Here is a 22,148-nt window from a genome sequence, read left to right on the forward strand (position 1 = left end):
CGCAGCGAGGCGACGGCGTGAGCGAACTCGAACACCGCTACGAGGTGCGTTCCCGCGAGGAGCGGTACCGGGGGCGGATCTTCGACGTGGTCACCGAGGAGGTGACCATGCCGGGCGGCGGCACCGGGGTGCGTGACCTGGTCCGGCACGTCGGGGCGGTGGCCGTGGTGGCGCTCGACGACGCCGGCCAGGTGGTGCTGATCCGGCAGTACCGGCACCCGGTCGGGCGGCACCTGTGGGAGCTGCCCGCCGGGCTGATGGACGTCTCCGGCGAGGAGTTGCCGGCTGCCGCGCTGCGGGAGCTGGCCGAGGAGGCCGACCTCAACGCTGGGCAGGTCGATGTGCTTGTCGACCTGCACAGCTCGCCCGGGTTCACCAACGAGCTGGTGCGGGTCTTCCTCGCCCGGGATCTCGCCGAGGTGCCGGCCGACGAGCGTCACGAGCGCCGCGACGAGGAGGCCGACCTCCAGGTCGTCCGGATCGACCTGGACGAGGCGGTCGCCATGGTCCTGGCCGGTGAGATCACCAACGCGTCCGCGGTGGCCGGGCTGCTCGCCGCCGCCCGCGCCCGGGACACCGGTTGGTCGACGCTGCGCCGGTCGGACGCGCCGCTGCCACGCTGAGCGTCGGCGCCGGTCACCCCCGCGAGGGGGGTACGCGTGAAAAGGGCCCCGCGGTGGCGGTTTCAAGGGGTCGTCGCAACACGATGGCTAGTCGGTGACGGCTAGGAGCTTAGCGAGGCGCTCGGCTGGGGTATCCCAGCCGAGCGTTTTGCGTGGTCGGCCGTTGAGTTCGGCGGCGACGGCGGCGAGGTGATCCGGTTGGTGGACGGCTAGGTCGGTGCCCTTAGGGAAGTACTGGCGCAGCAGACCGTTGGTGTTCTCGTTGGAGCCGCGTTGCCAGGGTGAGTGTGGGTCGCAGAAGTAGACCGGCATGTCCGTGGTGATGCTGAACTGGTGGTGCATTGCCATCTCGATGCCTTGATCCCAGGTCAGGGACCGTTTCAGGTGCTGCGGCAGGGTGTTCATGGCAGCGATCAGGCCGTCGCGGACCCGGTCGGCGGTGCGGCCGGCGCCCAGGTGCACCAGCAGGACGTAGCGGGTAGAGCGTTCGACGAGGGTGCCGACCGCGGACTTGTTGTCCTTGCCGATGATCAGGTCGCCTTCCCAGTGTCCGGGCACGGCACGGTCGTCGGCCTCGGCGGGTCGTTGACTGATCATCACCATCGGATGGGTGAAGCGGGGCTGGCGTTGTCCAGGCTGGCGGCGGGGGCGGCGGACTGCTCTGCCGGTGCGTAGCGCGGCGGTCAGCTCGCGGCGCAGCTCACCGCGTCCTTGGACGTAGAGGGCCTGGTAGATCGTCTCGTGCGACACGTGCAGCTCGTTCCGCTCGGGAAAGTCACGGCGCAGCCGACGGCTGATCTGCTCCGGGCTGTGCCTGGACTCCAGCATGGCCTGGACGTGTTCCCGTAGCGCCGGGTGTGCGGCGATCTTGCCGATCTTCGGGCGAGGCCGCCTGCTGTCGGCGCGTTGCTGGGCCGCGTAGGGCCGGTAGTCACCGCTGTCCGGATGCCGATTGCGGCGGATCTCCCGGCTGATCGTGCCCGGCGAACGCCGCAGCTCAGCCGCGATCACCGCCTGCGACGCACCCTCGCGCAGCCGGTCAGCGATCACGATCCGCTCGTCCTGCGACAGATACCGGTCCGACACGGCCGAAGGCCGGGCAGCGGGACGAACAACTCCCTGCTGCCCGGCCTTCGGCCGGCTCACGCGGCCGTAGCGCCAGCGGTGACCAGTCTTGCGATTGATCCCGACCAACCGACACGCTTCACTCGTACTCACCCCCCGCGCCACAAGATCCAAATATGCCTGACGCTCCGCGCCAAGCTTCTTCGGTCCCTGCGGCCGGCGACTCTCACGGATCTCGAACACTGCAACCCCTGATCAGGTCAGGCGTTGCAACGACCCCTAGAACCCAAGGGTCAGCCGCGGGGCCCTTGCCGGCTGTCCTCAGCGGCATCCGGCAGATCAGGCGATAATGGTCGAACACTTTCCCGACGGCGGGGGCGATGGCGCACCGGCGAGTCCGGGCGGCGCCCTGACACTCCGTCAGGCCATCCGGGCACCGGATGCCACTGTGCTGGCTCGCGGCGGCACCGGGCGCGCCTAGACTGCCGCCGGCGGGACCGGTGGACCGCGGTGGCAATGGGGCCGTCGCGGCACCGAGCAGTCGGGGGAGAGCAGCCCCGAAGAGAGGTGTCTGCATCGTGAAGGTCGGAATCCCACGCGAGGTCAAGAACCACGAGTACCGCGTGGCGATCACGCCAGCGGGCGTCAACGAGTTCACCCGCAGCGGTCACCAGGTCTTCGTCGAGTCCGGCGCCGGCGTCGGCTCCAGCATCACCGACGAGGAGTTCGCCGCCGCGGGCGCGAAGATCCTCGGCACCGCCGACGAGGTGTGGGAGACCGCCGAGCTGGTGCTCAAGGTCAAGGAGCCGATCGCCGAGGAGTACCACCGGATGCGCGAGGGGCAGGTGCTCTTCACCTACCTGCACCTGGCCGCCTCCAAGGAGTGCACCGACGCGCTGATCGACCGCAAGGTCACCGGCATCGCGTACGAGACGGTCGAGCTGCCCGACCGGTCGCTGCCGCTGCTCGCCCCGATGTCCGAGGTGGCCGGCCGGCTCGCCCCGCAGATGGGCGCCTTCTACATGATGCGCACCGGCGGGGGTCGCGGTGTGCTGCCCGGCGGTGTCTCCGGGGTGTACGCGGCCAAGACCGTGGTCATCGGCGCCGGCGTCTCCGGCATGAACGCCGCCGCGATCGCGCTGGGCCTGCAGTCCGAGGTGCTGCTGCTGGACAAGAACGTCGCCCGACTGCGCTCGGCCGACGCCATCTACCGGGGCCACCTGCAGACCGTCGCTTCCAACGCCTACGAGGTCGAGCGGGCCGTGCTCGACGCCGACCTGGTCATCGGCGCGGTGCTGGTGCCCGGCACGAAGGCGCCGATGCTGATCTCCAACGAGCTGGTTTCCCGGATGAAGCCGGGCAGTGTGCTCGTCGACATCGCCATCGACCAGGGCGGCTGCTTCGAGGACTCGCGCCCCACCACGCACGCCGACCCGGTCTACAAGGTGCACGAGTCGATCTTCTACTGCGTGGCGAACATGCCCGGCGCGGTGCCGAACACCAGCACCTACGCGCTGACCAACGTCACCCTGCCGTACGCCCTGGAGCTGGCCAACCAGGGCTGGCGCGAGGCGCTGCGCAACGACCCGGCGCTGGCGTTGGGCCTGAACACCCACGACGGGCAGGTCACCTACGGCCCGGTCGCCGAGGCGCACGGCATGGACGTGCTCCCGCTGGCCGACGCGCTGGCCTGAGCGGTGGTGGCCGAGCGGTAGCGAGCCGAGGGGCAGGGCACTGACCGACGGTGTAGCCGGCGCCGGCGTGGGCGAACAGCCCGCGCCGGCCCTGCGCCGTGCCGTGCGCGGCTACCTCGACCACCTGACCGTCGAACGTGGCCTGTCGGCGAACACGCTCACCTCGTACCGTCGGGATCTGGACCGCTATCTCGACACCCTGGTCGGCGCCGGCGTCACCGACCTCGCGTCGGTCGGCGCCGGCCTGGTCGAGGCGCACCTGGCGCGGCTGCGCGCGGGCGACGACGCCCACCCGCCGTTGGCGGTCTCCTCCGCCGCCCGGGCGGCCAGCGCGGTTCGCGGCCTGCACCGCTTCGCGCTGCGTGAGGGGCTGGCGGGCGTCGACCCCAGCCGCGACGTCCGCCCGCCCACCCCGCCGCGTCGGCTGCCCCGGGCCCTGCCGGTCGACGACGTGGTCCGGCTGTTGGACATCGCCGGCCCGATCACCGCCACCGGCGAGGACGCGCCCCTCGCGCTGCGCGACCGGGCGTTGCTGGAGTTCCTGTACGGCACCGGGGCGCGGATCTCCGAGGCGGTCGGTGCCGCCGTGGACGACCTCGACGCCGACGAGGGCACCGTTCTGCTGCGTGGCAAGGGCGGCCGGGTCCGGCTGGTGCCGATCGGCGGGTACGCCGTCGACGCCGTCCGCGCGTACCTGGTCCGGGCCCGCCCTTCGCTGGCCGCCTCCGGCCGAGGAACACCGGCGGTGTTCCTGAACGCCCGCGGTGGCGCGCTGTCCCGCCAGGGCGCCTGGGGAATCCTGCGCCGCGCCGCCGAGCGGGCCGGGCTGCCCGTCGACGGGCCCGCCGCCGTCTCCCCGCACACCCTGCGCCACTCGTACGCCACGCATCTGCTCGACGGCGGCGCCGACGTCCGGGTGGTCCAGGAGCTGCTCGGGCACGCATCGGTGACCACCACCCAGGTCTACACGTTGGTCACCGTGGAGCGGCTGCGCGAGGTGTACGCGACCGCGCATCCGCGCGCGCGGGGCTGAACAGGTCGCGGTCGGCTCCGACACGCCGGGCCGGTGCCGAACCCCCTGCTGGTCGGTGGCGTACAGTCGGCATCGGCGCGGACCTCCTGGGGCGACACGACCGGGGTGCGCAGCGGCGCCGCGAAGGACGTCGGACGGCTCCGACGCCGGGTGGGGTCGTCGGGAGGGGGCAACGAGCACATGGCTGGCAACGGTGACCGTGCCGAGACCTGGACGTCGGAGCTCCGCGAGCAGCAGGCCACGCTCGGCGCGGACCTCGGTCCTGCGGACCCGGCTGCCTACACGATGCGCAAGCCCATTCCGGAGCCGATGCCCACCGATCGGCACGGCCCCGCGCGCATCATCGCGATGGCCAACCAGAAGGGTGGCGTCGGTAAGACCACGACCACCATCAACCTGGGCGCAGCGCTCGCGGAATATGGCCGCAAGGTGCTGCTGGTCGACTTCGACCCGCAGGGCGCGCTCTCGGTGGGGTTGGGCGTCAATCCGCACAACCTCGACCTGTCCATCTACAACCTGCTCATGCAGGACGACATCATCGCCGAGGACGTCGTCATCAAGACCGACGTCGCGGGGCTGCACCTGCTGCCGGCCAACATCGACCTCTCCGCCGCCGAGATCCAGCTCGTCAACGAGGTGGCCCGGGAGATGGCCCTGGCGCGGGTGCTGCGCACGGTCCGCAAGGAATACGACTACATCCTGATCGACTGCCAGCCGTCGCTCGGCCTGCTGGCGATCAACGCGCTGACCGTCGCGCACGGCGTGCTCATTCCGCTGGAGTGCGAGTTCTTCAGCCTGCGCGGTGTGGCGCTGCTGCTGGACACCATCGACAAGGTGCGCGAGCGACTCAACTTCGACCTGGAGCTGGAAGGCATCCTCGCCACCATGTACGACAGCCGCACCACGCACTGCCGTCAGGTGTTGCAGCGGGTCGTGGAGGCGTTCGGCGACAAGGTCTACCAGACGGTCATCACCAAGACGGTGAAGTTCCCCGAGTCCACCGTGGCCGGTGCGCCGATCACGACGATGGACCCGGCGTCCTCCGGGGCACGTAACTACCGTCAGCTGGCCCGCGAGGTGATCGCCGCCCAGTCGGAGCGGTAGCCGGAACGCCCGGTGCCCGCCTCGTGGACTACGGTCGTGCGGTGACCGCGCCACCCCTTGACCCGCCCGAGGCCGCTGCCACGGCGGTGGTCGATGGTGTGCCGCCCGCCGACGTGGCTGCCGACCTGCCCGCCGAGCCGGCTTCCACCGGTTTCACGGTGCGGCTGGCCAACTTCACCGGCCCGTTCGATCTGCTGCTGCAACTGATCGGCAAGCACAAGCTCGACGTGACCGAGGTGGCCCTGCACACGGTCACCGACGAGTTCATCGCCTACATCCGGGCCATGGGCGACAACTGGGACCTGGACGAGGCCAGCGAGTTCCTGCTGATCGCCGCGACGCTGCTCGACCTGAAGGCGGCCCGGCTGCTGCCCTCCGCCGAGGTGGAGGACGAGGCCGACCTCGCCCTGCTGGAGGCCCGGGACCTGCTCTTCGCCCGACTGTTGCAGTACAAGGCGTACAAGGAAGCGGCGGCGTACATCGCCGAGTTGGAGGCCGTCGGCGGCCGGCGGTACCCGCGGGCGGTCAGCCTGGAGGCCCGCTACGCCGACGCGCTGCCCGACCTGGTGCTCGGCATCGGCCCGCAGCGGCTGCTGAAGCTGGCCGTGAAGGCGATGACCCCGAAGCCGGTGCCGGAGGTATCCATCGCCCACGTGCACATGGTCCGGGTCAGTGTCCGGGAACACGCGGCGATCCTCGCTACTCGGCTGCGCCGGGCCGGCACGGCCACGTTCTCGCTGCTCTGCGCGGACTGTGAGGCGACACTGGAGGTGGTGGCGCGGTTCCTCGCGCTGCTGGAGCTCTACCGGGAGGGCCTGGTGTCCTTCGTGCAGGAGCAGGCACTGGAGGAGCTGACCGTTCGCTGGACCGGCCCGGCCGATGGTGACACCGAGGTGCACGTCGACGAGTACGCGGGCAGCCCGGCCGACCCGGAGCCGGCGGCGCAGCCGGGGGGACCGGAGGCACCGGAGTTGCCGGGTGAGTCTTCTGGGGTGGACGGGACGGAAACGACGGAGGATGAGCGCGATGAGTGACGAGGATCGCCGGGACTCCCTGGCCGACCAGGCGGCCGCCTGGGTCCCCCCGTGGGAACGCCCCCGTCCGCCCGCCGCCGAACCGGACACCGCAGACGCCGCGTCGGACATCACCGCACCTTCGCCGGCCACGGACGATCTCGCGGCGCAGCCACCCGTCCAGGAGCCGGTATCCGCAGCGCTCCCCGGCGATCTGGACCCCACCGAGCCGGACCGCGCCGAGCCGGACCGCGCCGAATCAGACCGCGGCGAGCCGGAGCCGGACGGGCCGTTCGTGGGGGAGTCGTCCGAGGCTGCGGGCGTACCCCGGCGGCAGGCTGCGGGGCGGCGGCGGGTGACGGCCGCGCCGGAGCCCGCGCCGGAGCTGTCCGACACCGAGTTGCGCGGCGCCCTGGAGGCGATCCTGCTGGTGGTCGACGAGCCGGTCAGTGAGCTGGTCCTGGCCCAGGTGCTGGAGCAGCCGGCGGAACGGGTCGGGCCGGTGCTGGACGAGATCGCCGCCGGCTACACCGCCGCCGGGCACGGGTTCGAGCTGCGCCGGGCGGCCGGCGGGTGGCGGCTGTACACCCGGCCGGAATACGCTACGTACGTTGAGCGGTTCGTGTTGGACGGGCAGTCCGTACGGCTGACCCAGGCGGCGTTGGAGACGCTCGCCGTGGTCGCCTACAAGCAGCCGGTGACCCGTTCGCGAATCTCAGCCATCCGGGGTGTGAACTGCGACGGGGTCATCCGTACGCTGGTCACCCGCGGCCTCGTCGAGGAGTGCGGCACCGAAACGGACAGCGGGGCGTTCCTGTACAAGACCACCACGCTGTTCCTGGAGAAGCTCGGGCTGAACACCGTTGACGAGCTGCCGCCCCTCGCACCCTTCCTGCCCGACGACGTAGAAGAGCTTGCTGATGCGACCCGATAACCGTTCCCCCAAACCCGACGCCCCTGTCTTCGAGGGGGCTGAGCGCCTGCAGAAGGTGCTCGCCGCCGCCGGCGTGGGTTCCCGGCGTGCCTGCGAGGACCTGATCTTCCGCCGCCGGGTCACCGTGGACGGGCGGGTCGCCAAGCTCGGCGACAAGGTCGACCCGGCCACCGCCGTGATCCACGTGGACGGCGAGCGCCTCCAGGTCGACGTCCGCCTGGTCTACGTGGCGATGAACAAGCCGCGCGGGGTGGTCACCACCATGGCGGACGAAAAGGGACGCAACGAGCTGTCCGACTTCATCGGCGCCCGGCTGGAGCAGCGGGTCTACCACGTCGGGCGGCTCGACGCGGACAGCGAGGGCCTGCTGCTGCTCACCAACGACGGCACCCTCGCGCACAAGCTCATGCACCCCTCGTACCAGGTGCTGAAGACCTACCTCGCCGAGGTGGTCGGGCCGATCCCGCGCAACCTGAGCAAGCGGCTGTTGGCCGGGGTCGAGCTGGAGGACGGGCCGGTCACTGTCGACTCGTTCAAGGTGGTGGACACTCTGGGCAAATCCGCCCAGGTGGAGCTGAGCCTGCACGAGGGCCGCAAGCACATCGTCCGGCGGCTGATGGAGGAGGTCGGCCACCCGGTCACCCGGCTGGTGCGTACCTCGATCGGTCCGATCCGGCTGGGTGACCTGCGCACCGGGCGGATCCGGCGGTTGACCAACGCCGAGGTCGCCGCCCTGTTCAACGCGGTGGGTGACTGACCCCCGAGTTCGGGGTACGGCTGCCGGTAGGCTTCGCAACGGCCGAGACGGCGGCCGCCGGGGTGGCGTGGGTCGCCTCCGGCGGCGTCGCGCGCAGGTCCGCCACGGACCGCGGGCATGATTGATGACGATTGACAAACCGCTTGCGGCGCCAGATCACCGGGCGATCCGTGAGGTACGGGCTGAGGAGGACACGGTGGAGGAAAACGTACGGGCCAGGCGATGTGTGGTCGCTGTGGACGGGCCGTCCGGTTCGGGTAAGTCCACCGTGTCGCGGCGGCTCGCCGTCGCGATCGGTGCGCGCTACCTGGATACCGGAGCGATGTACCGGGCGATCACGTTTGCCGTGCTGCGCTCCGGCGTGGATCTCACCGACGCCGCGTCGGTGGCCAAGGTCGCCGGCGAGGTCAAGCTGCACATCGGCACCCACCCGCAGGGGTACGCCGTGACCGTCGACGGTGTGGGCGTGGACGCGGACATCCGCGGCCCGGAGGTAACCGGCGCGGTTTCCGCCGTCGCCGCCGTGCCGGCTGTTCGTGAGCTGCTCGTCACCCGGCAGCGCGAGATGATCGCCAACGTCGGCCGGATCGTCGTCGAGGGTCGGGACATCGGCTCGGTCGTCGCGCCGGACGCGGACCTGAAGGTCTTCCTGACCGCCTCCGAGGAGGCCCGTGCCGCCCGGCGCAGCGCGGAGGACGCCGCCGACGTGGCGGCCACCGCCGCCGACCTGGCGCGACGGGACCGGCTCGACTCGACCCGCAAGGTCAACCCACTGGCGCAGGCGCCCGACGCCGTGGTGCTGGACACCACCGAGCTGGGCATCGACGAGGTCGTGGCGCGACTGCGTGACCTGCTCACCGAGCGGGGTGTGGCATGAGTAGCGATGGTGGTGGCTGGGTCGAGCTTCGGGAGCCCGACGTCGCCGTCGAGGAACCGAGCGGCCCGCAGCCGGTGGTGGCCGTGGTCGGCCGCCCCAACGTGGGTAAGTCCACTCTGGTCAACCGGATCATCGGCCGCCGCCAGGCGGTCGTCGAGGACGTTCCCGGTGTGACCCGGGACCGGGTGCCGTACGACGCGCAGTGGAACGGCCGGGCGTTCACCGTGGTGGACACCGGCGGTTGGGAGCCGGACGCGAAGGACCGCGCCGCGGCCATCGCGGCGCAGGCCGAGACGGCGGTCGTCACCGCCGACGTGGTCCTCTTCGTGGTCGACGCGATGGTGGGCTCCACCGACGTGGACGAGGCCGCGGTGAAGATGCTGCGGCGCAGCGCCAAGCCGGTGATCCTGGTGGCCAACAAGGCTGACAACACCTCCATCGAGATGGAGGCCGTGTCGCTGTGGTCGCTCGGCCTCGGCGAGCCGTTCCCGGTTTCCGCGCTGCACGGGCGAGGCTCCGGCGACCTGCTGGACGCCATCCTCGCCGCGCTGCCGGAAGCCCCGGCGATCGTGGAGAACCGACCGCGCGGACCCCGCCGGGTGGCGCTGGTCGGGCGGCCGAACGTGGGCAAGTCCAGCCTGCTCAACCGGTTCTCCGGTGAGGAGCGGGCGGTCGTCGACTCGGTGGCGGGCACCACTGTGGACCCGGTCGACAGCCTCGTCGAGATCGGCGGCCAGACCTGGCAGCTGGTCGACACCGCCGGGTTGCGCAAGCGGGTCGGCAAGGCCAGCGGCACCGAGTACTACGCCAGCCTGCGCACCGCCGGCGCCATCGAGGCCGCCGAGGTGGCCGTGGTGCTGCTGGACTCCAGCGAGCCGATCAGCGAGCAGGACCAGCGGATCCTGTCGATGGTGACCGAGTCGGGCCGGGCGCTGGTCATCGCGTTCAACAAGTGGGACCTGGTCGACGCCGACCGTCGGTACTACCTGGACAAGGAAATCGACCGGGAGCTGCGCCGCATCCCCTGGGCGATCCGCCTGAACCTGTCCGCGATGACCGGCCGTGCGGTGGACAAGCTGGCCCCGGCCCTGAACAAGGCGCTCGCCAGCTGGGAAACGCGGGTGCCGACCGCGCACCTCAACCAGTGGCTGACCGCGCTGGTGCAGGCCACCCCGCACCCGGTGCGGGGCGGTCGCGCGCCGCGGATCCTGTTCGCCACGCAGGCCGGCGTGGCACCGCCGCGGTTCGTGCTCTTCACCACCGGTCCGCTGGACGCCGGATACCAGCGCTTCGTCGAGCGCAAGCTCCGCGAGGAATTCGGGTACGAAGGCAGCCCCATTGAGATCTCGGTCCGCCCGCGCAAGAAGCTAGGCCCCGGCGGCCGAGGCAAGGCGCACGGCTGACCTGCCCCTGTTCTCCCGAAATGCCGGATGGGCGGTCCTCGCCCGTCCGGCATTTCTTCAACCCCACCCTCCTAGGACGCTTTAGGGGGTGTGCGGTGGTTCCGTTGACTCGCGGCGCGGGTGGGGCCTGTGCGAACGAGCCGCGGCTGCTGCGCTAAGCTGTACCGGCTGTCGCGTTGGGAAACCACGCGAGGGCGGGACGTGGCGCAGCTTGGTAGCGCACTTGACTGGGGGTCAAGGGGTCGTCGGTTCGAATCCGGCCGTCCCGACGCAGGTCAGAGGGCTGATCCGGAATTCGGGTCGGCCCTTTCGCCGTTCTGGGGACCAAGATCAGTCAAGTTGGACCGTGCCTAGCGCTGCTTGACCGCTGGTCAAGTCTCATGCGGGCCTACACATTGTTCCCTACCTGCATTTTGGCGGCCGGCAAGAGGGCCGCCGCCTCGGCCTCGGCCTGCTGGCGGCGCAGGCACCGGCATCGTCCGGTCCGGCCGGCCACGCTGACGGGGCACAAACCGTGAAGACGCGGGCTCTGCCCGAACCCCGGCCTCCTCAGAGGTCCGCGTCGAAGTAGTCGCCAGCATGGTGACTGATGGAACCCGTGGGGCTTTGCCCGCGTCTGTGATTGCATGAAACTGCGCGCCGCGATTCTGGTTGCCCTGACCACTCTCAGCCTCGGTCTCGTCGTGCTGGTCTCACCGGTGCAGCCCGCTTGGGCCTGCTCTTGCGCCTTGCGGCCCGACCAGGAGGACGATCGGGCGGACCTTATCGTCGTCGGCACTATCACTGCGGTGACGGACAGAGGCGTCCAACTCGCGGTCGAGTCGGTCGAGAAGGGCAGTCGGTCAGTTGCCACGCTCAGGCTGGCCGTGAGCCGCAGCGAGGACAGCTGCGGCTACGACTTTCGCGCTGGCACCCGATATCGGGTGAATTCCATCGACGGCGCCACTGGGCTGTGTTTCGGGATCCGGCAGTTGCCGGGCACGCCGTCCGCGGACGCAGCGGCCCCGACGCCGGTCACAGCAGCACCTGCGCCTGCTCAGTGGCCGGGCCGTTGGTGGTTCGCGGCCGGTGCGATGCTGACAGTCCTCGCCGCTGGATTGGTCGCCGTGGCCCTGTGGCGGCATCGGACCAGAGCGCAGTCACCGAACGCGTAGGCCAGCCACGGGCCAGTAGCTGGTTCGTCGAACGGGTGACCAAGCGGCATCACCGGGTCCCCGAGCGCGTCAGCGCCCGGGGACCACGTGGGGACCACACGTCATGCTTGATGGTGGACGTTAAGCCGTCGGCCGAACAGCTTGATCATGGGCATAGCGTGCGTGACGTGCGTGGACGTGTGGCGAAGCGTCCTGGGGATCAAGGGATCGTCGGTTCGAATCCGGCCGTCCCGACCGGTTGACCTAGAAGGATGAAGATCCTTCCAGGCGTCGGCGGTAACATCCGGTAACGGATGATCTTTGTTGGCGGTAACCGCGTGGATGGTTGGCCGTTGACGTGCCTGCTACACAACGCTCTGACCTGCCGCTTCATCTGCGTCCTGGATGGAGCGGCAGTTCTGCTCTTGAGTGCGCGTCAAGCGCTGGAGATGTCGTCGGCTGTCGCTGCATCGGGCGGCCGGATGAGCCTTCGATTTGCGGCAGGACCGCCAGTTGGCCACCCCTGTTCCTGGCCGTAGTACTCCAGCCGTACCTGGTGGAGTTGGAGTCTTCGCTGGTAGTGGGCTGCTTTGGCGCGGTATTGGTGTCGGCGTCGCCATCGCGACCATCGATGAATGTGGTCGAAGGGGCGAACGGTGGTGATCAGGTGTGCCAGCAGACGGCGGACCTCGCCGAGGGTGAGGGGAATGAGGCCGTCCTCGGATTCAGCGCCCCTTCTTGGCGTGGGCGGCGGTGACGGCGAGGTAGGCGTGGGCGCACAGAACGAGCGTTATGTGGCCTACCAGCGTCGTATCGACGCACCTGGTAGTGGTCCAGGCCGACCTCGGTCTTGGCGGTCTGGAAGCACTCCTCGATCGCCCACCGGGTCCCGGTGGTACGGATCAGGTCTTCGTCCTGGATGCCGGCCAGGCCTAAGCACCACGGCGAGGACACGCCCAACATCACTTCGTGTTGGTGTCGATGGTGTAAACCACGTCTGACCCGACGTCGTGGCGGGTGATGCCGGGTACGTCGGGGATGTTAAGCAGTGGTTCGTATGGGGTGCCTTGGAGTCGGTCGCGCAGCAGGACAACGCTGCGGATGCCGAGCTGGTGCAACCGATCCAAGGCCGGCTCGCTGGGGAAGGTCGCCATAACGTCGCGGATCGCCTGACGGTTGGGTGTGGTGTAGCTGGCCGCACCGTTGACCATGGCGGGAAAACCGTCGGTCGACCAAAGTAGGACGTTGAGGTCGAGGCTGTCGTCGGACGGCAATACCATGATCGGAGCGTGCGCGGAGGCTAGGGCCATCGCGGCCGGTTTGGCTGGGGTTTGGGGGTGGTTCAGGTCAGGAAGGCCCTCAGCTAGCACGAGGACCAGCAACGGAACGGTCAGTAGCCGTGCCGCTCCCACCGACCATTTCGGCTTGGCGCCCCTGCGAGCCACGTCGGCCAGGTGGGTAACCAGGCCGGCCGCGAGAATGGCCAGGCAGAGAGTGGGCCACAAGATCAACCGGCCTGGTGTACGGGATCCATCGAACCCGGGCACGTAAAGATAGAGCAGGCGGTAGATCGGCCCGTTCGTGCCCAGCGCGAACAACACTCCGACGACCGCCCCAAACAGCAGCAGAAGCCGTTGCACCGGTGACCAGCGGGATAGGAACAGGCCGGCGAAGGCCAGTGCATACAGTGCATACCCGCATAGCAGCACTTTCTCAGTCGGTATGCCACCAAGAGCGGTGCGGGCGTCGTTGTGCAGGGTGCCCCAGGGCAGCGAGGACTGCGGCGCCACGAGAAGTCCGCGCAGTGTCGGGGAGAAGTACGCGACGTAGTCCCAGTCCCGGGTGACATGTGGGTTGAGCTCGCGCACGTGTTGGTACGCGTACGCGAAGTATCCGGTCACTGCGGTGAAGACCAGCCCGCCGATCAGATCACCGACGATCAGGCGGAGGCCAAGGCGTGGGCGGTGGATCAGCCAGGCTATCAGTGTGATCAGGCAGAGGGCGGCGAGGACGTATACGAATCCCAGCCCCACGCCGAAGCCTAGGCTGACCTGCCAGGCCGCGACGAGCCAGCCAGCGAACGCCCATCCCGGCCGGACTCGTTCGGCAAGGTAGCCGCGTGTGAACGAAAGTCCGTGGCCGCGCGCCAGCATCGCCAGGGCCAGAGTGATACCACCGGTGGAGAGAATATTCAGATGGCCGTCGTGGCCGTAGCGCCAGGGCGCGTAGGCGAGGGCGGCCCCGGCTACCGCGGCGGCGACCTTATTCGCGCCAAGTTGGCGCAGGAGCGCGTAGCCGCCGAGGAAGGCGAGCGCGAAAGCCAGCACGAACAGGATGTTGTAGCGCAGCACGGCGCCGACTACACCGTTGCCTATCAGCCCTGCCGGGGCATAGCCGAGCAGGCTGTCGTTCAGGGCTAGGCCGTACTTGTCGGGATAAAAAGCGTTGGTGTCCCACAGGCCACGCAGACCGTTGGTAAGTGCGTGGCCACCCCATCCCACCAGCCATGCTTGGGCCGTCGGATCACCCACGTCACCGACGATGGTGTGGGCCGGGTCGGCGATCGGCACAGTCTTGGCGCCGGCAGTCACCACGCGAACCGCGTACGGCGGAATCAGCCAGATCATCGCGACAGCGAGGAGCACTGAACCGAGGCTCGCGATGCTCAGTTCCCGCCGATGGGCCCCACGTGTCAGCCAATCCCTCGTGCCTGAACTGGCACGCGCGAGTCCGCCATTTTTTTCAGGCTCGCTGAGAGTGACGGCTGATGTGGGGCCTCCTGCCGGTGGCTCTACCTGCGTCATCACATTGACCCTCACTGTTGAACCGCCGCAGTAAATCATGAGCAGGGCGGCGCATGGAGTCAAGGCATCGATCAATGCAGTTCCGGTAGCTGGGACTTACGCTGTTTATCAAAGTTGTCTTGTCACGCAGGAGTCGCGATCGGTGCAGCGGCGAATTTTGCCGCTGTCGGAACAGGACACGCCAGGGTTGCTGCAGGCCCTCGCCCGGGTTCCGGACCCACGGGACGCCGGCGGCCGGATCCATCCGCTGCCGGGACTGCTCGCGATCGCGATCGCGGCGGTGGTTTCGGGATCGAGCCGCGTCGTGGAGACCGTCAAACGGCCCGCCGACCTGCCGGACGCGGCGTGGGATCGTCCCGGTGCAACCCGCGACGCGTTCACCGTTGCCCGGCGGGTGCCTGACGACAGCACCCTGTCCCGGGTACTGACCGGTATTGACGCCGGCGCCCTCGATGCTGCGGTGTGCCGCTGGCTGCTCAGCCGGGCGGTTCTGACGGCCCCTTTGTCGTACTTGGGTGACTAGGCCTGAGCGTCGAAGATCCGGTCCATGGCGACTGCGCCGTGCCGTTCCCCAGGCGCCACGATTTGCGTGCGCAGTTGCTGTTCGCCACTGTCGAGGGTCGGTGCGGGTGCGGGTGCGGCTGCGTGACCGTCAACCTTGCTGTGGACCGCGCCGCAGCGCCGGCCACGGTGTTGTCCGGTGCACCAGTGTCAGCTGATATCAGCGACGACGAGTTCTACGCCGGCATCGTGCTCCTCGTCGATGGTGAGGGCTATCTGTGCTACCTGAGGGTCTACTCCATCGGCGACGAACCCGTTCGGCGGCTCCCACCCGTCGAGCAGATCAACGCCCGTCCGCAGGGATAAGCGTCGGCTTTTGGTCGGACGGGAGGCGCGTTGGCCGAGTGCGGTGGAGTCGGATTCTCCGAGTCCGGTCTGCTGACGAAGCCGGTCGAGGCTACGGTCCGACGGCGGTCCCCTGTTCAGCCGCGTCAGATCCGACAGGGGCCGAAAGCGATCGTCACCGTCTCCGCAGGAAGGCGTAGACGACCTTGTTGGAGGCGAATTCCGAGATGTTGACGAGGTCCCAGCCGAACTGGCCCAGGACCTCGGCGGCAGCAACCGCCTCGCTGACCTTGTCGCCGCCGATGCCGTGATGGGAGACCACGGCCAAGAGGCGATAGGGGTACGTCCGAAGATCGGCGTGGCCCTGCAGGACCCCCCGGGCGGTGACCATGCGGGTCCGGGCGATTTGCTCCGGCGTCTCTGCGGCGGTCATACCCGGCACCATAGTGGCTCGTCGCTCGGGCAGTCTGCCAGCTTCGCAGCCGGTATGTTCGAGACGTGTCTGCGTCGGCCGGTGCTTCTCGTCTTGTCGTGGCGCTCGTTGCGGTGTTCGCCACTGCCGCCTGCGACGGTGCCTTGGCTCCTGCGGGTGGGCCGACCGCCGGGCCGGCCACGAGCAGTGTTGCCTCCACCGCGCCCACCGCATCGGCCGGCCCCGTCTATCGCGCTCAGGATCTGGAGTTGTGCAAGCGTACTGATCTTCGGCCGTTGGCGGAGCTGTCCCTGACGGTGACCCGCACCGATCCGAAGCCGCCGCTGGGGCAGCCGGGTGCGGCGTGCCTGTTCGAGATGCGGACAAAGGACGGGCATCAGGCGAATCTGCGGGTGGAGGCGTCCACGCCGGTCAGTGAGCAGGAGGCTCGGCTGCTCTACCGGGCCACGGCGCAGGTGACGGTGATGACTCCAGCCGGCGCCATCACCGGTGTGGGCGACGAAGCGGAAGCCTTCACCAGGCGCTCCGAGCCCGGCTTCAAGTACGCCGAGTACATGGTCCGCGCGCGCACGGGCAACCTGGTGGTGAAGGTCTGGCTGGCCGTCGGCGGAACCTCGTACGCCGCCACCGAAACACTCGCATCGAAGGCGCTGACGTTGCTCAAGGCGACCCAGGCGGCCGTACCCACTGTGTGATGCGTCCGTTGGTCATCCTCGGACGGCCTCGGGCCACCGCCCACCGGGTAGCTTCGAGTGGTCGCCGACCTGCGTGGCGATGTCTCGGATGTTGCCCAGCGCGTCGACGAAGCGCTGGCCGATGGTGAGCAGAACGTCCAGGCCGGCGGTGACGAGGTCTCCGACCGACTCGGCGAGGGTGGAGATGGCCCACGGTAGGTCGATGACGGTTGCCCCTTCGGATGCCGCCTGCGCCAGTTTGCCGACCAGCCCCGTGACGATCTTCGCGAGTTCGACGGCGTAGTCGACGTTCGCCTTGGCGATCGTGAACAGCCACTGGCTGATGAACTCCGACTTGAGGACGGACTCGTCGACCGCGGCTTTCTGCTTGAGTGCCTTGGTGTTGTAGGCACTCGCGGCGTCGCCGGTCCACTTGGGCAGGTTCTCGTTCGCTGGGTCGGTGGTGGCGGAAGAAAGGTCGGAGACCGGGGTCTTCACGTCGTTGACCCAGCGGAAGCTGACCTCGATCAGCGAGAGCACCGGCAGTTGATGCTCCAAGGCCTGCTCGACGCGGTCGAGGACGGCGTTCAGTGCCGTTTTGGTGGTGTCCAGGCTGTGCTTGATCCACAAGAGTGCTGCGGGTCCGAGGAGCCACTTCCACTGCTGCACCTGCTCGACGATCTCGTTGAACTTGGCGATCGCCGTGTCGATGCCGGCACGGATGTGGTCGAACGCCTTGTTGAACGGTTCGCCGTACTCGAGATCAGTGGTGCCTGGCTGCATGTGGTGCTCCGTGCCCTCTCCGAACGTCGCGCGGTGGGGTCGCTAGGCCTTGTAGATCTTGTTGAGGTCGAGTGAGACGATCTCGTCGGCCCGGTCGTACTCGTCGGCGATGTGCCGCAGGGCCTTGCCAACCTGTTCGAATTCGGTCACCGCCCCATTCAGGACGGCGACCATGAAGGTGTGGAAGTCCCTGTATGCCAGTGAGTGGATGAGGACGTTCGCGTCACCGATGAAGAAGGCCGACGGGTCGAGGTGCAGCTGCTCCGCGGCGACCTTGATGGCAGCGACCCGGTCCGACAGCGTCAGCCACTTAGCTCCCTCATCGCGTAGCGAGTCGGTGATGACGTTCAGTTCAGCCATCTCACTGCCTCACGATCCAGTCCGTCCGGCGCTGGCCAGGGCGAACGCGCGGAAGAGGGAACGGGCTTCGAACTGCAGCTGATCCGCGTCTGCCCGTGCGATCCACCTGACGTCGCCGGTGATGCCGGTGATGCCGCCTCCGCGGATGTGCAACGTCAGGCAGCCGTTGGGGCTCGACATGCTGGACTCGCCCTTCAACCCGGACGGGCGAGTCGCGGCGTCCAGCTCCTCGTCAAGGTCGTGCAGCGTCTGCCAGGTGTCGCGCAGCCACGTGTATTCGTCGACGTCACGCTCGGGACTCCTGTCGAGCGGCTCCTGTTCTGGCGCTGCGGGACCTTTCTCCTCCTCCTGCAGACGGAGGAGCGCCGCCAATTCGAGGGCAGTCTGCACGGCGGCGACATACGCCTCGAAGAGCGCATCGGCGAACCCGCTGGGGCCGAACTGGCTGCGCCAGTCGCGAGCGATCGTGACAGCTGAAACCTCTCGCTGGGTGTCGACCATGACCCGGACGGAGCCGGTCTGGTCCGCCCCGGAGCACCCCTCGGGGCGCAGTTCACGTTCCGTCTCGCGCAACACACGATTGGCCTGCTCGCGTAAGGCGGAATCGTCGCCCAGGAAGTCCAGACTCGCCAGCTTGAGGCGTTCGTGCCTGCTGCCCTGCTGCATTCGCCCCCCGGCTTCCTGCTCGGTCAACGCTTTCCGTGCTGCGCCCGCCACGGCAAGGTAGGACCACGGTACGTGAATGGCCAGGATCCGGGGGACCCCGGGCGCTGGGCGGGACGTCTCGCTACGGCGAGGGACAGGGGCGCGGCAGAGATGCCCCGGGAAGCCACGCCTGACGGTGCGCGACCATCCACCATGGGCCCGACCCGCGAAACCGCAGCTTACGAGCCGCGACCGAGTATGGGAGTAGGACAGGCGCGGCCGCGTTGACGACGCTGCCACCACTGCGCAAGCGCAAGGGCAGTCGTGGACGAGCGGACAGGCATGGATGTTCCTCGAGTCCTAACGCGACGGCAAGAACCACCTCTCACGTTGGGCGGAGGCCTGGCCAGCCAGCCTCAGGGGAACCTGAGGCTGGCTGGCCAGGTTACGTGCGGCTAGGCGCCGCCGGACCGTGCCCCGGGCAGCGTCCGCACGGCGGTCAGCGTCATGTCGCCGCCCTGGTAGGACACCCTGAACATGTGGTGGCCCGCCTTCAGGACCCGCCGTTCCGGCAGGGAACGGAAGTTGCCCCTGATCGAGTCGCCGCTCATGATCGTCAGTACCGTGCCGGGAGTGAGGGGCGCGCGAATGTCCAGGGTGAGTTCGCCGCTCAGCACCAGGTCACCCGCAGCCCGCACGCTCGTGTAGTCGTGGTCGCCGGAGATGGTGATGGCGAGGCGACCCGCTCGGCTGACGGTCACGTCGCCGCCGACGTTCAGGACGTTGCCCGGCGCGACGTCGGTGAGAGTGATGGACACCGCTGACGCCGCTTCCCCGGACGACAGACCGGGCTGCAGCACGCCGCTGTCGACGTCGATGCTGCCTGCCACGAAACCGCTGCCGCCGAGCGTGCCGCCCTTGACGTGGATCGAGCTTGCGTGTGAGCCGGTGATCGAAAGCTTACCGCCTTCAACCGTCGTGCCGCCCTCGTAGGTGTCGTCGCCCGACATGATCAGCGTCCCGGGGCCCTGCTTGGTCAGAGAAGCCGTGTAGAGGTTGTTGTCGATGTTCTTCTGAATGAAGGCCGCGCGCGCGTCCATCCATTCCTTACGCCACTTGGTGGCGTCCTCATAGCCAATCTTGTCGTACAGTTCCGGGTGGCCGTTGGTGATGGTTTGGACGTAAGGATCAGCCAGAATGCCCTGAAGCATGAAGGCGTTTTCGCTGAGCTTGCCGTCCGGGCTCAGTACGTTGGGGCTGAATTCACCGGCGAAGGCGATGCCCTGTTTCTTGTAGGCCGCCAGCCACTCCCGATCCTCCAGCTCCCTTTCCTTGATCGCGATCTGGCTGATGTCGTTCGACCAGACGTCCAGGGGCGCTTTGTCCATGTTGTAGGTCATGGGGCTCAGGAACTGGCCGGGGCCATACATGCCCTTGTCCAGATCGGGGATGCCCCAGCCCCAGCGCGCGTCCGGAACGCCGTCGGGAGCGGTCCAGGCGATGGATGCGCCGGAGGGGGAGGTCTGACCCGTGCCGAGGAACCTCACACCGTCGGACATCTTGTTGTTCGCCGTGGTGAACATCAGATCACGGACCTGCTTGGCGTCCATGTTCGGATAGCGGGAGAGCAGAACCCCCATCACCGCTGTCGCAACGGGCGTTGCCGGAGATGTGCCGCTCGAGTTTGAATAGTTCGTGTCACCACCGCTGTTCGTGGTCCGAACACTGTTCGACGGAGTGGACACGGTCCACCATTTGGCGAGCCCTGCCTCGTTGTACCCGGACTGCTTTGTGTATTCAGGATTGGCCGCAGTGGGCGGCTGCACCCCGCCGACGGATACCCACTGCTTTTCCGCCAGGGGATTGAAGATGGGATACGCCGGGCGAAAATACGGGTTGCTCCAGTCGTTGTTGCCGGCCGACCTTACGTTGACGGTACCGCTGTCCTTGATGGTGTCCCAGATGGCATCCATGAAGGATCGTCCGGCGTAGCTCGGATTGTATTGGATGCCGTCCTTGGAATAGCTCTTCTTGAAGAGGAAATACTGGTACTCCAGATCCTTCAAGTACTCGTTCGGGATAATGGTCGCCATTGCCGTGGCGCTGGCGCTGTCTTTGCCACGCAGTTGATAGGCGTTGGCGAGGTTGCCATTGACTCCAAGGTCGTTTCCTAGGCCGTCAAAGCGGGTCCTGTCAATGGTCTGGACATACGATCCCCAACTGCTGTTGATGACCTGGGCGCCGGCGTCGACCAGGGCCTTGTTGGCGGTACGCCAGTACACGTAATCGTGGAAGGGGCCGTGGGACTGGGTGTCGGAACCGCCGGTCATGGCGACGTACATCTTCGATCCAAAGGCGATGCCGTGCTGGTCTTTGACATCGCGGATGCCGGAGGTAACCCCAAGCATGCCGGTCCCGTGCCCGTAGTCACTTGTTCTTGCCTGATCACCGGCCACAGTGAACGGCTGGCCTGCAGTGAACGGGTTCGCCGGGGTTGCTGCGTTTCGGTACCCGAAGCCGGACGTGCCGTAGACGCCCTCCGCTCTCACCGGAACGATCAGCCCGGTCTGAAATGCTTCGTGTGTAGGCCTGTAGCCCGAATCCATCATGCCCAGCGCGACGCCCTGCCCGCGGTACCCTAGGGCGTAGGCGGTGGACGCGTTCACCGCGACAAGTTGCCATGGGGAATCGACAGCTGCGCCAGGGTTAGACGGATTATGGCCGGTATAATAACCATATTCCGGCGTTTCCCAACTGGCTTTAGCGGCATCTAGTTCCCCTGGCCTCGTGGCGACAAAGCCGGGGTCTCCGGGGTACGCCGGCCCGCCGCCTGCATGACCAGGGGTCGATGTCGGACCGGCCTTTGGCGATGCCGAGGTGAACCCCGCCGGAAACAACGCGATGCCTCCTCCGGCAGCAAGGGCACCTCCCAGCCGACGCAGAAACTGCCGCCGATTCACGAACCTCATGCTCATCTCCGACTCCTTCCGATGGGTCGAGATATCTAACGGACCAGGGCGGCCCGTTGCGTCCCAGGGCTATGGGCTACCCGCGCTGGTCGGGACAAAATAATGTGCCGTTCTGCCGCTTCTGCCAGGCGGATGTCGACGGCTTTATTCGGGATCCCGACTGCGGCGCGAGCCGAAGCATGAACGTCGGGTGCCAACTGCTGTTGGGGCCGGTACCGAGGGTGACTTCGACGCCGGAAACGCTTCAAGCCAGTGGCAGTGCAGACGGCGCAAGCCCGGCAACCGGCAACAGCCATTGCGAGCCGACGCGGTGCGCGCACCTTTGTGGTGGCAACCGCGATCAGAGGGAACCCCTGCCACGTCAGAACGGCGGACTGGATCGCTCCCACGAGTGGGCCTCCCTGCATGGTCCCCAAATTAGACTGCGATAGAACTCCTTCGTCAAGGGGGCAAATCTGTCTACCAGAAACGTTTTGAGTGACCGCCCATATCGTTCATGTAACTGTTGTGCGCTGGGCCACAGGTTACATCCACGGAAGTGGTGTACGACTTGTTCATAATGGGCTTCTTGCGTAGATAAGAGACGGCCACCGCGCGATCCTTCGAGGCGGCAAAGTCCGAGTGAAGGAGTGTGATGCGCGATGGCCGTATCTGAGGGCGTGAGCCCTGCTGACCTGCTGTGCGAGCAGATCGCGGGCACGTCGCCGGATCTGTTGCAGCGATGATCAGAACGTTCGCGCAGGCAGTGACCCGCCGAAGCCGACGCGGTCTGCGGCGTGGGTTACCGGCAGCGCAGCGACGAGCGGGCCAACTCCCGCAACGGTTACCGGCGGAGGGAGCGGGATGCCCGGGCCGCAACGATCGACCTTCGGATCCCGAACTGCGCCAGGGCTCCTACTTCCCGGACTGAGCTGACTCACCGCCGGCGGGCTGAGCAGGTCTTGGTGTGGTGGTAGCGACCTCGTATCTGCTCGGCTGGGCCGAGGAGGCACGTAACC

Annotated in this window: 21 protein-coding genes and 1 tRNA gene; 15 read left to right on the top strand and 7 right to left on the bottom strand. The window is 68.0% G+C overall.

The genetic code is table 11. The features are described from left to right. The first annotated feature begins 17 nt into the window (after positions 1-17). Positions 18-623, top strand: a complete 606-nt coding sequence (locus CLT68_RS18240; RefSeq protein WP_099852327.1) for an NUDIX hydrolase — start codon at positions 18-20, stop codon at positions 621-623. An 87-nt stretch (positions 624-710) separates the two neighbouring features. Here CLT68_RS18240 and CLT68_RS18245 read toward each other — a convergent pair whose 3' ends face one another. Further along, positions 711-1,841, bottom strand: a complete 1,131-nt coding sequence (locus CLT68_RS18245; protein WP_486482218.1) for an IS30 family transposase — start codon at positions 1,839-1,841, stop codon at positions 711-713. Between the two features lie 425 nt (positions 1,842-2,266). Between CLT68_RS18245 and ald the strand changes: the two genes are divergently transcribed. From ald to CLT68_RS18295, 10 genes are all read left to right on the top strand, one after another. Continuing rightward, on the top strand, positions 2,267-3,382 hold the full coding sequence (gene ald / locus CLT68_RS18250; RefSeq protein ID WP_099852330.1) for an alanine dehydrogenase: 1,116 nt from the start codon (positions 2,267-2,269) through the stop codon (positions 3,380-3,382). A 67-nt stretch (positions 3,383-3,449) separates the two neighbouring features. Then, positions 3,450-4,415 carry a site-specific tyrosine recombinase XerD gene (locus tag CLT68_RS18255; RefSeq protein WP_099852332.1) on the top strand — a complete coding sequence of 322 codons (966 nt, stop codon included), beginning with the start codon at positions 3,450-3,452 and terminating at the stop codon, positions 4,413-4,415. Positions 4,416-4,595: 180 nt separating this feature from the next. Next, on the top strand, positions 4,596-5,519 hold the full coding sequence (locus tag CLT68_RS18260; RefSeq protein WP_030487987.1) for a ParA family protein: 924 nt from the start codon (positions 4,596-4,598) through the stop codon (positions 5,517-5,519). Positions 5,520-5,560: 41 nt separating this feature from the next. Next, a complete protein-coding gene (locus tag CLT68_RS18265; protein WP_486482219.1) occupies positions 5,561-6,553 on the top strand; it encodes a segregation and condensation protein A in 993 nt (330 codons plus the stop codon). Continuing rightward, complete coding sequence (gene scpB, locus CLT68_RS18270; RefSeq protein WP_099857310.1) at positions 6,546-7,466, top strand: SMC-Scp complex subunit ScpB; 921 nt, start codon at positions 6,546-6,548, stop codon at positions 7,464-7,466. Before CLT68_RS18265 ends, scpB begins: the two co-directional genes overlap by 8 nt. Continuing rightward, positions 7,453-8,223 (top strand): pseudouridine synthase, encoded by a 771-nt coding sequence (locus CLT68_RS18275; RefSeq protein WP_088947533.1) that lies wholly within the window; start codon positions 7,453-7,455, stop codon positions 8,221-8,223. Before scpB ends, CLT68_RS18275 begins: the two co-directional genes overlap by 14 nt. Before the next feature lie 196 nt (positions 8,224-8,419). Further along, a complete protein-coding gene (cmk, locus tag CLT68_RS18280) occupies positions 8,420-9,100 on the top strand; it encodes a (d)CMP kinase (protein WP_099857312.1) in 681 nt (226 codons plus the stop codon). Beyond that, positions 9,097-10,503 carry a ribosome biogenesis GTPase Der gene (der, locus tag CLT68_RS18285; RefSeq protein ID WP_099852334.1) on the top strand — a complete coding sequence of 469 codons (1,407 nt, stop codon included), beginning with the start codon at positions 9,097-9,099 and terminating at the stop codon, positions 10,501-10,503. Before cmk ends, der begins: the two co-directional genes overlap by 4 nt. A 195-nt stretch (positions 10,504-10,698) precedes the next feature. Next, positions 10,699-10,772 (top strand) — tRNA-Pro (locus CLT68_RS18290). A gap of 357 nt (positions 10,773-11,129) precedes the next feature. Then, entirely contained in the window at positions 11,130-11,657 is a 528-nt protein-coding gene (locus tag CLT68_RS18295) for a hypothetical protein (RefSeq protein ID WP_099852336.1), read from the top strand. Positions 11,658-12,598: 941 nt separating this feature from the next. Here CLT68_RS18295 and CLT68_RS18310 read toward each other — a convergent pair. After that, on the bottom strand, positions 12,599-14,263 hold the full coding sequence (locus tag CLT68_RS18310) for a hypothetical protein (protein WP_486482220.1): 1,665 nt from the start codon (positions 14,261-14,263) through the stop codon (positions 12,599-12,601). Between the two features lie 319 nt (positions 14,264-14,582). Between CLT68_RS18310 and CLT68_RS18315 the strand changes: the two genes are divergently transcribed. Together CLT68_RS18315 and CLT68_RS18320 are read left to right on the top strand one after the other, a co-directional pair. After that, positions 14,583-14,963 carry a transposase family protein gene (locus CLT68_RS18315; RefSeq protein WP_486482221.1) on the top strand — a complete coding sequence of 127 codons (381 nt, stop codon included), beginning with the start codon at positions 14,583-14,585 and terminating at the stop codon, positions 14,961-14,963. Between the two features lie 122 nt (positions 14,964-15,085). Continuing rightward, a complete protein-coding gene (locus CLT68_RS18320) occupies positions 15,086-15,307 on the top strand; it encodes a hypothetical protein (protein ID WP_486482222.1) in 222 nt (73 codons plus the stop codon). A gap of 154 nt (positions 15,308-15,461) precedes the next feature. Here CLT68_RS18320 and CLT68_RS18325 read toward each other — a convergent pair whose 3' ends face one another. Continuing rightward, the gene (locus CLT68_RS18325; protein ID WP_099852337.1) at positions 15,462-15,719 is read right to left on the bottom strand and encodes a transcriptional regulator; all 258 of its coding nucleotides are present in this window, start codon (positions 15,717-15,719) and stop codon (positions 15,462-15,464) included. A 248-nt stretch (positions 15,720-15,967) separates the two neighbouring features. Here CLT68_RS18325 and CLT68_RS18330 point away from each other — a divergent pair, with 248 nt between their 5' ends. Beyond that, positions 15,968-16,414 (top strand): hypothetical protein, encoded by a 447-nt coding sequence (locus CLT68_RS18330; protein WP_099852339.1) that lies wholly within the window; start codon positions 15,968-15,970, stop codon positions 16,412-16,414. 12 nt (positions 16,415-16,426) lie between these two features. Here the strand turns inward: CLT68_RS18330 and CLT68_RS18335 are convergent, their stop codons facing one another. The 4 genes from CLT68_RS18335 to CLT68_RS18350 all read right to left on the bottom strand — a co-directional run bounded on the left by CLT68_RS18335 (position 16,427) and on the right by CLT68_RS18350 (position 21,156). Then, positions 16,427-17,176, bottom strand: coding sequence for a hypothetical protein (locus CLT68_RS18335; protein WP_099852340.1), 750 nt, complete (start codon positions 17,174-17,176; stop codon positions 16,427-16,429). Positions 17,177-17,218: 42 nt separating this feature from the next. Then, on the bottom strand, positions 17,219-17,536 hold the full coding sequence (locus CLT68_RS18340) for a hypothetical protein (protein ID WP_099852342.1): 318 nt from the start codon (positions 17,534-17,536) through the stop codon (positions 17,219-17,221). Positions 17,537-17,545: 9 nt separating this feature from the next. Continuing rightward, positions 17,546-18,229 carry a hypothetical protein gene (locus CLT68_RS18345; RefSeq protein ID WP_143743201.1) on the bottom strand — a complete coding sequence of 228 codons (684 nt, stop codon included), beginning with the start codon at positions 18,227-18,229 and terminating at the stop codon, positions 17,546-17,548. 407 nt (positions 18,230-18,636) lie between these two features. Beyond that, on the bottom strand, positions 18,637-21,156 hold the full coding sequence (locus tag CLT68_RS18350) for a S8 family serine peptidase (RefSeq protein ID WP_099852345.1): 2,520 nt from the start codon (positions 21,154-21,156) through the stop codon (positions 18,637-18,639). A gap of 770 nt (positions 21,157-21,926) precedes the next feature. Between CLT68_RS18350 and CLT68_RS18355 the strand changes: the two genes are divergently transcribed. Continuing rightward, positions 21,927-22,106 (top strand): transposase, encoded by a 180-nt coding sequence (locus CLT68_RS18355; protein ID WP_099852347.1) that lies wholly within the window; start codon positions 21,927-21,929, stop codon positions 22,104-22,106. Positions 22,107-22,148 lie beyond the last annotated feature (42 nt).

Source organism: Micromonospora sp. CNZ299 (assembly GCF_002754415.1).

Bases quoted from the DNA above. Each gene is read 5' to 3' on its own strand.
- der (WP_099852334.1), top strand. From the start codon at position 9,097: ATGAGTAGCGATGGTGGTGGCTGGGTCGAGCTTCGGGAGCCCGACGTC.
- CLT68_RS18325 (WP_099852337.1), bottom strand. From the start codon at position 15,719: ATGACCGCCGCAGAGACGCCGGAGCAAATCGCCCGGACCCGCATGGTC.
- CLT68_RS18295 (WP_099852336.1), top strand. From the start codon at position 11,130: ATGAAACTGCGCGCCGCGATTCTGGTTGCCCTGACCACTCTCAGCCTC.
- CLT68_RS18260 (WP_030487987.1), top strand. From the start codon at position 4,596: ATGGCTGGCAACGGTGACCGTGCCGAGACCTGGACGTCGGAGCTCCGC.
- CLT68_RS18340 (WP_099852342.1), bottom strand. From the start codon at position 17,536: ATGGCTGAACTGAACGTCATCACCGACTCGCTACGCGATGAGGGAGCT.
- CLT68_RS18310 (WP_486482220.1), bottom strand. From the start codon at position 14,263: ATGATCTGGCTGATTCCGCCGTACGCGGTTCGCGTGGTGACTGCCGGC.
- CLT68_RS18335 (WP_099852340.1), bottom strand. From the start codon at position 17,176: ATGCAGCCAGGCACCACTGATCTCGAGTACGGCGAACCGTTCAACAAG.
- CLT68_RS18350 (WP_099852345.1), bottom strand. From the start codon at position 21,156: ATGAGCATGAGGTTCGTGAATCGGCGGCAGTTTCTGCGTCGGCTGGGA.
- CLT68_RS18275 (WP_088947533.1), top strand. From the start codon at position 7,453: ATGCGACCCGATAACCGTTCCCCCAAACCCGACGCCCCTGTCTTCGAG.
- scpB (WP_099857310.1), top strand. From the start codon at position 6,546: ATGAGTGACGAGGATCGCCGGGACTCCCTGGCCGACCAGGCGGCCGCC.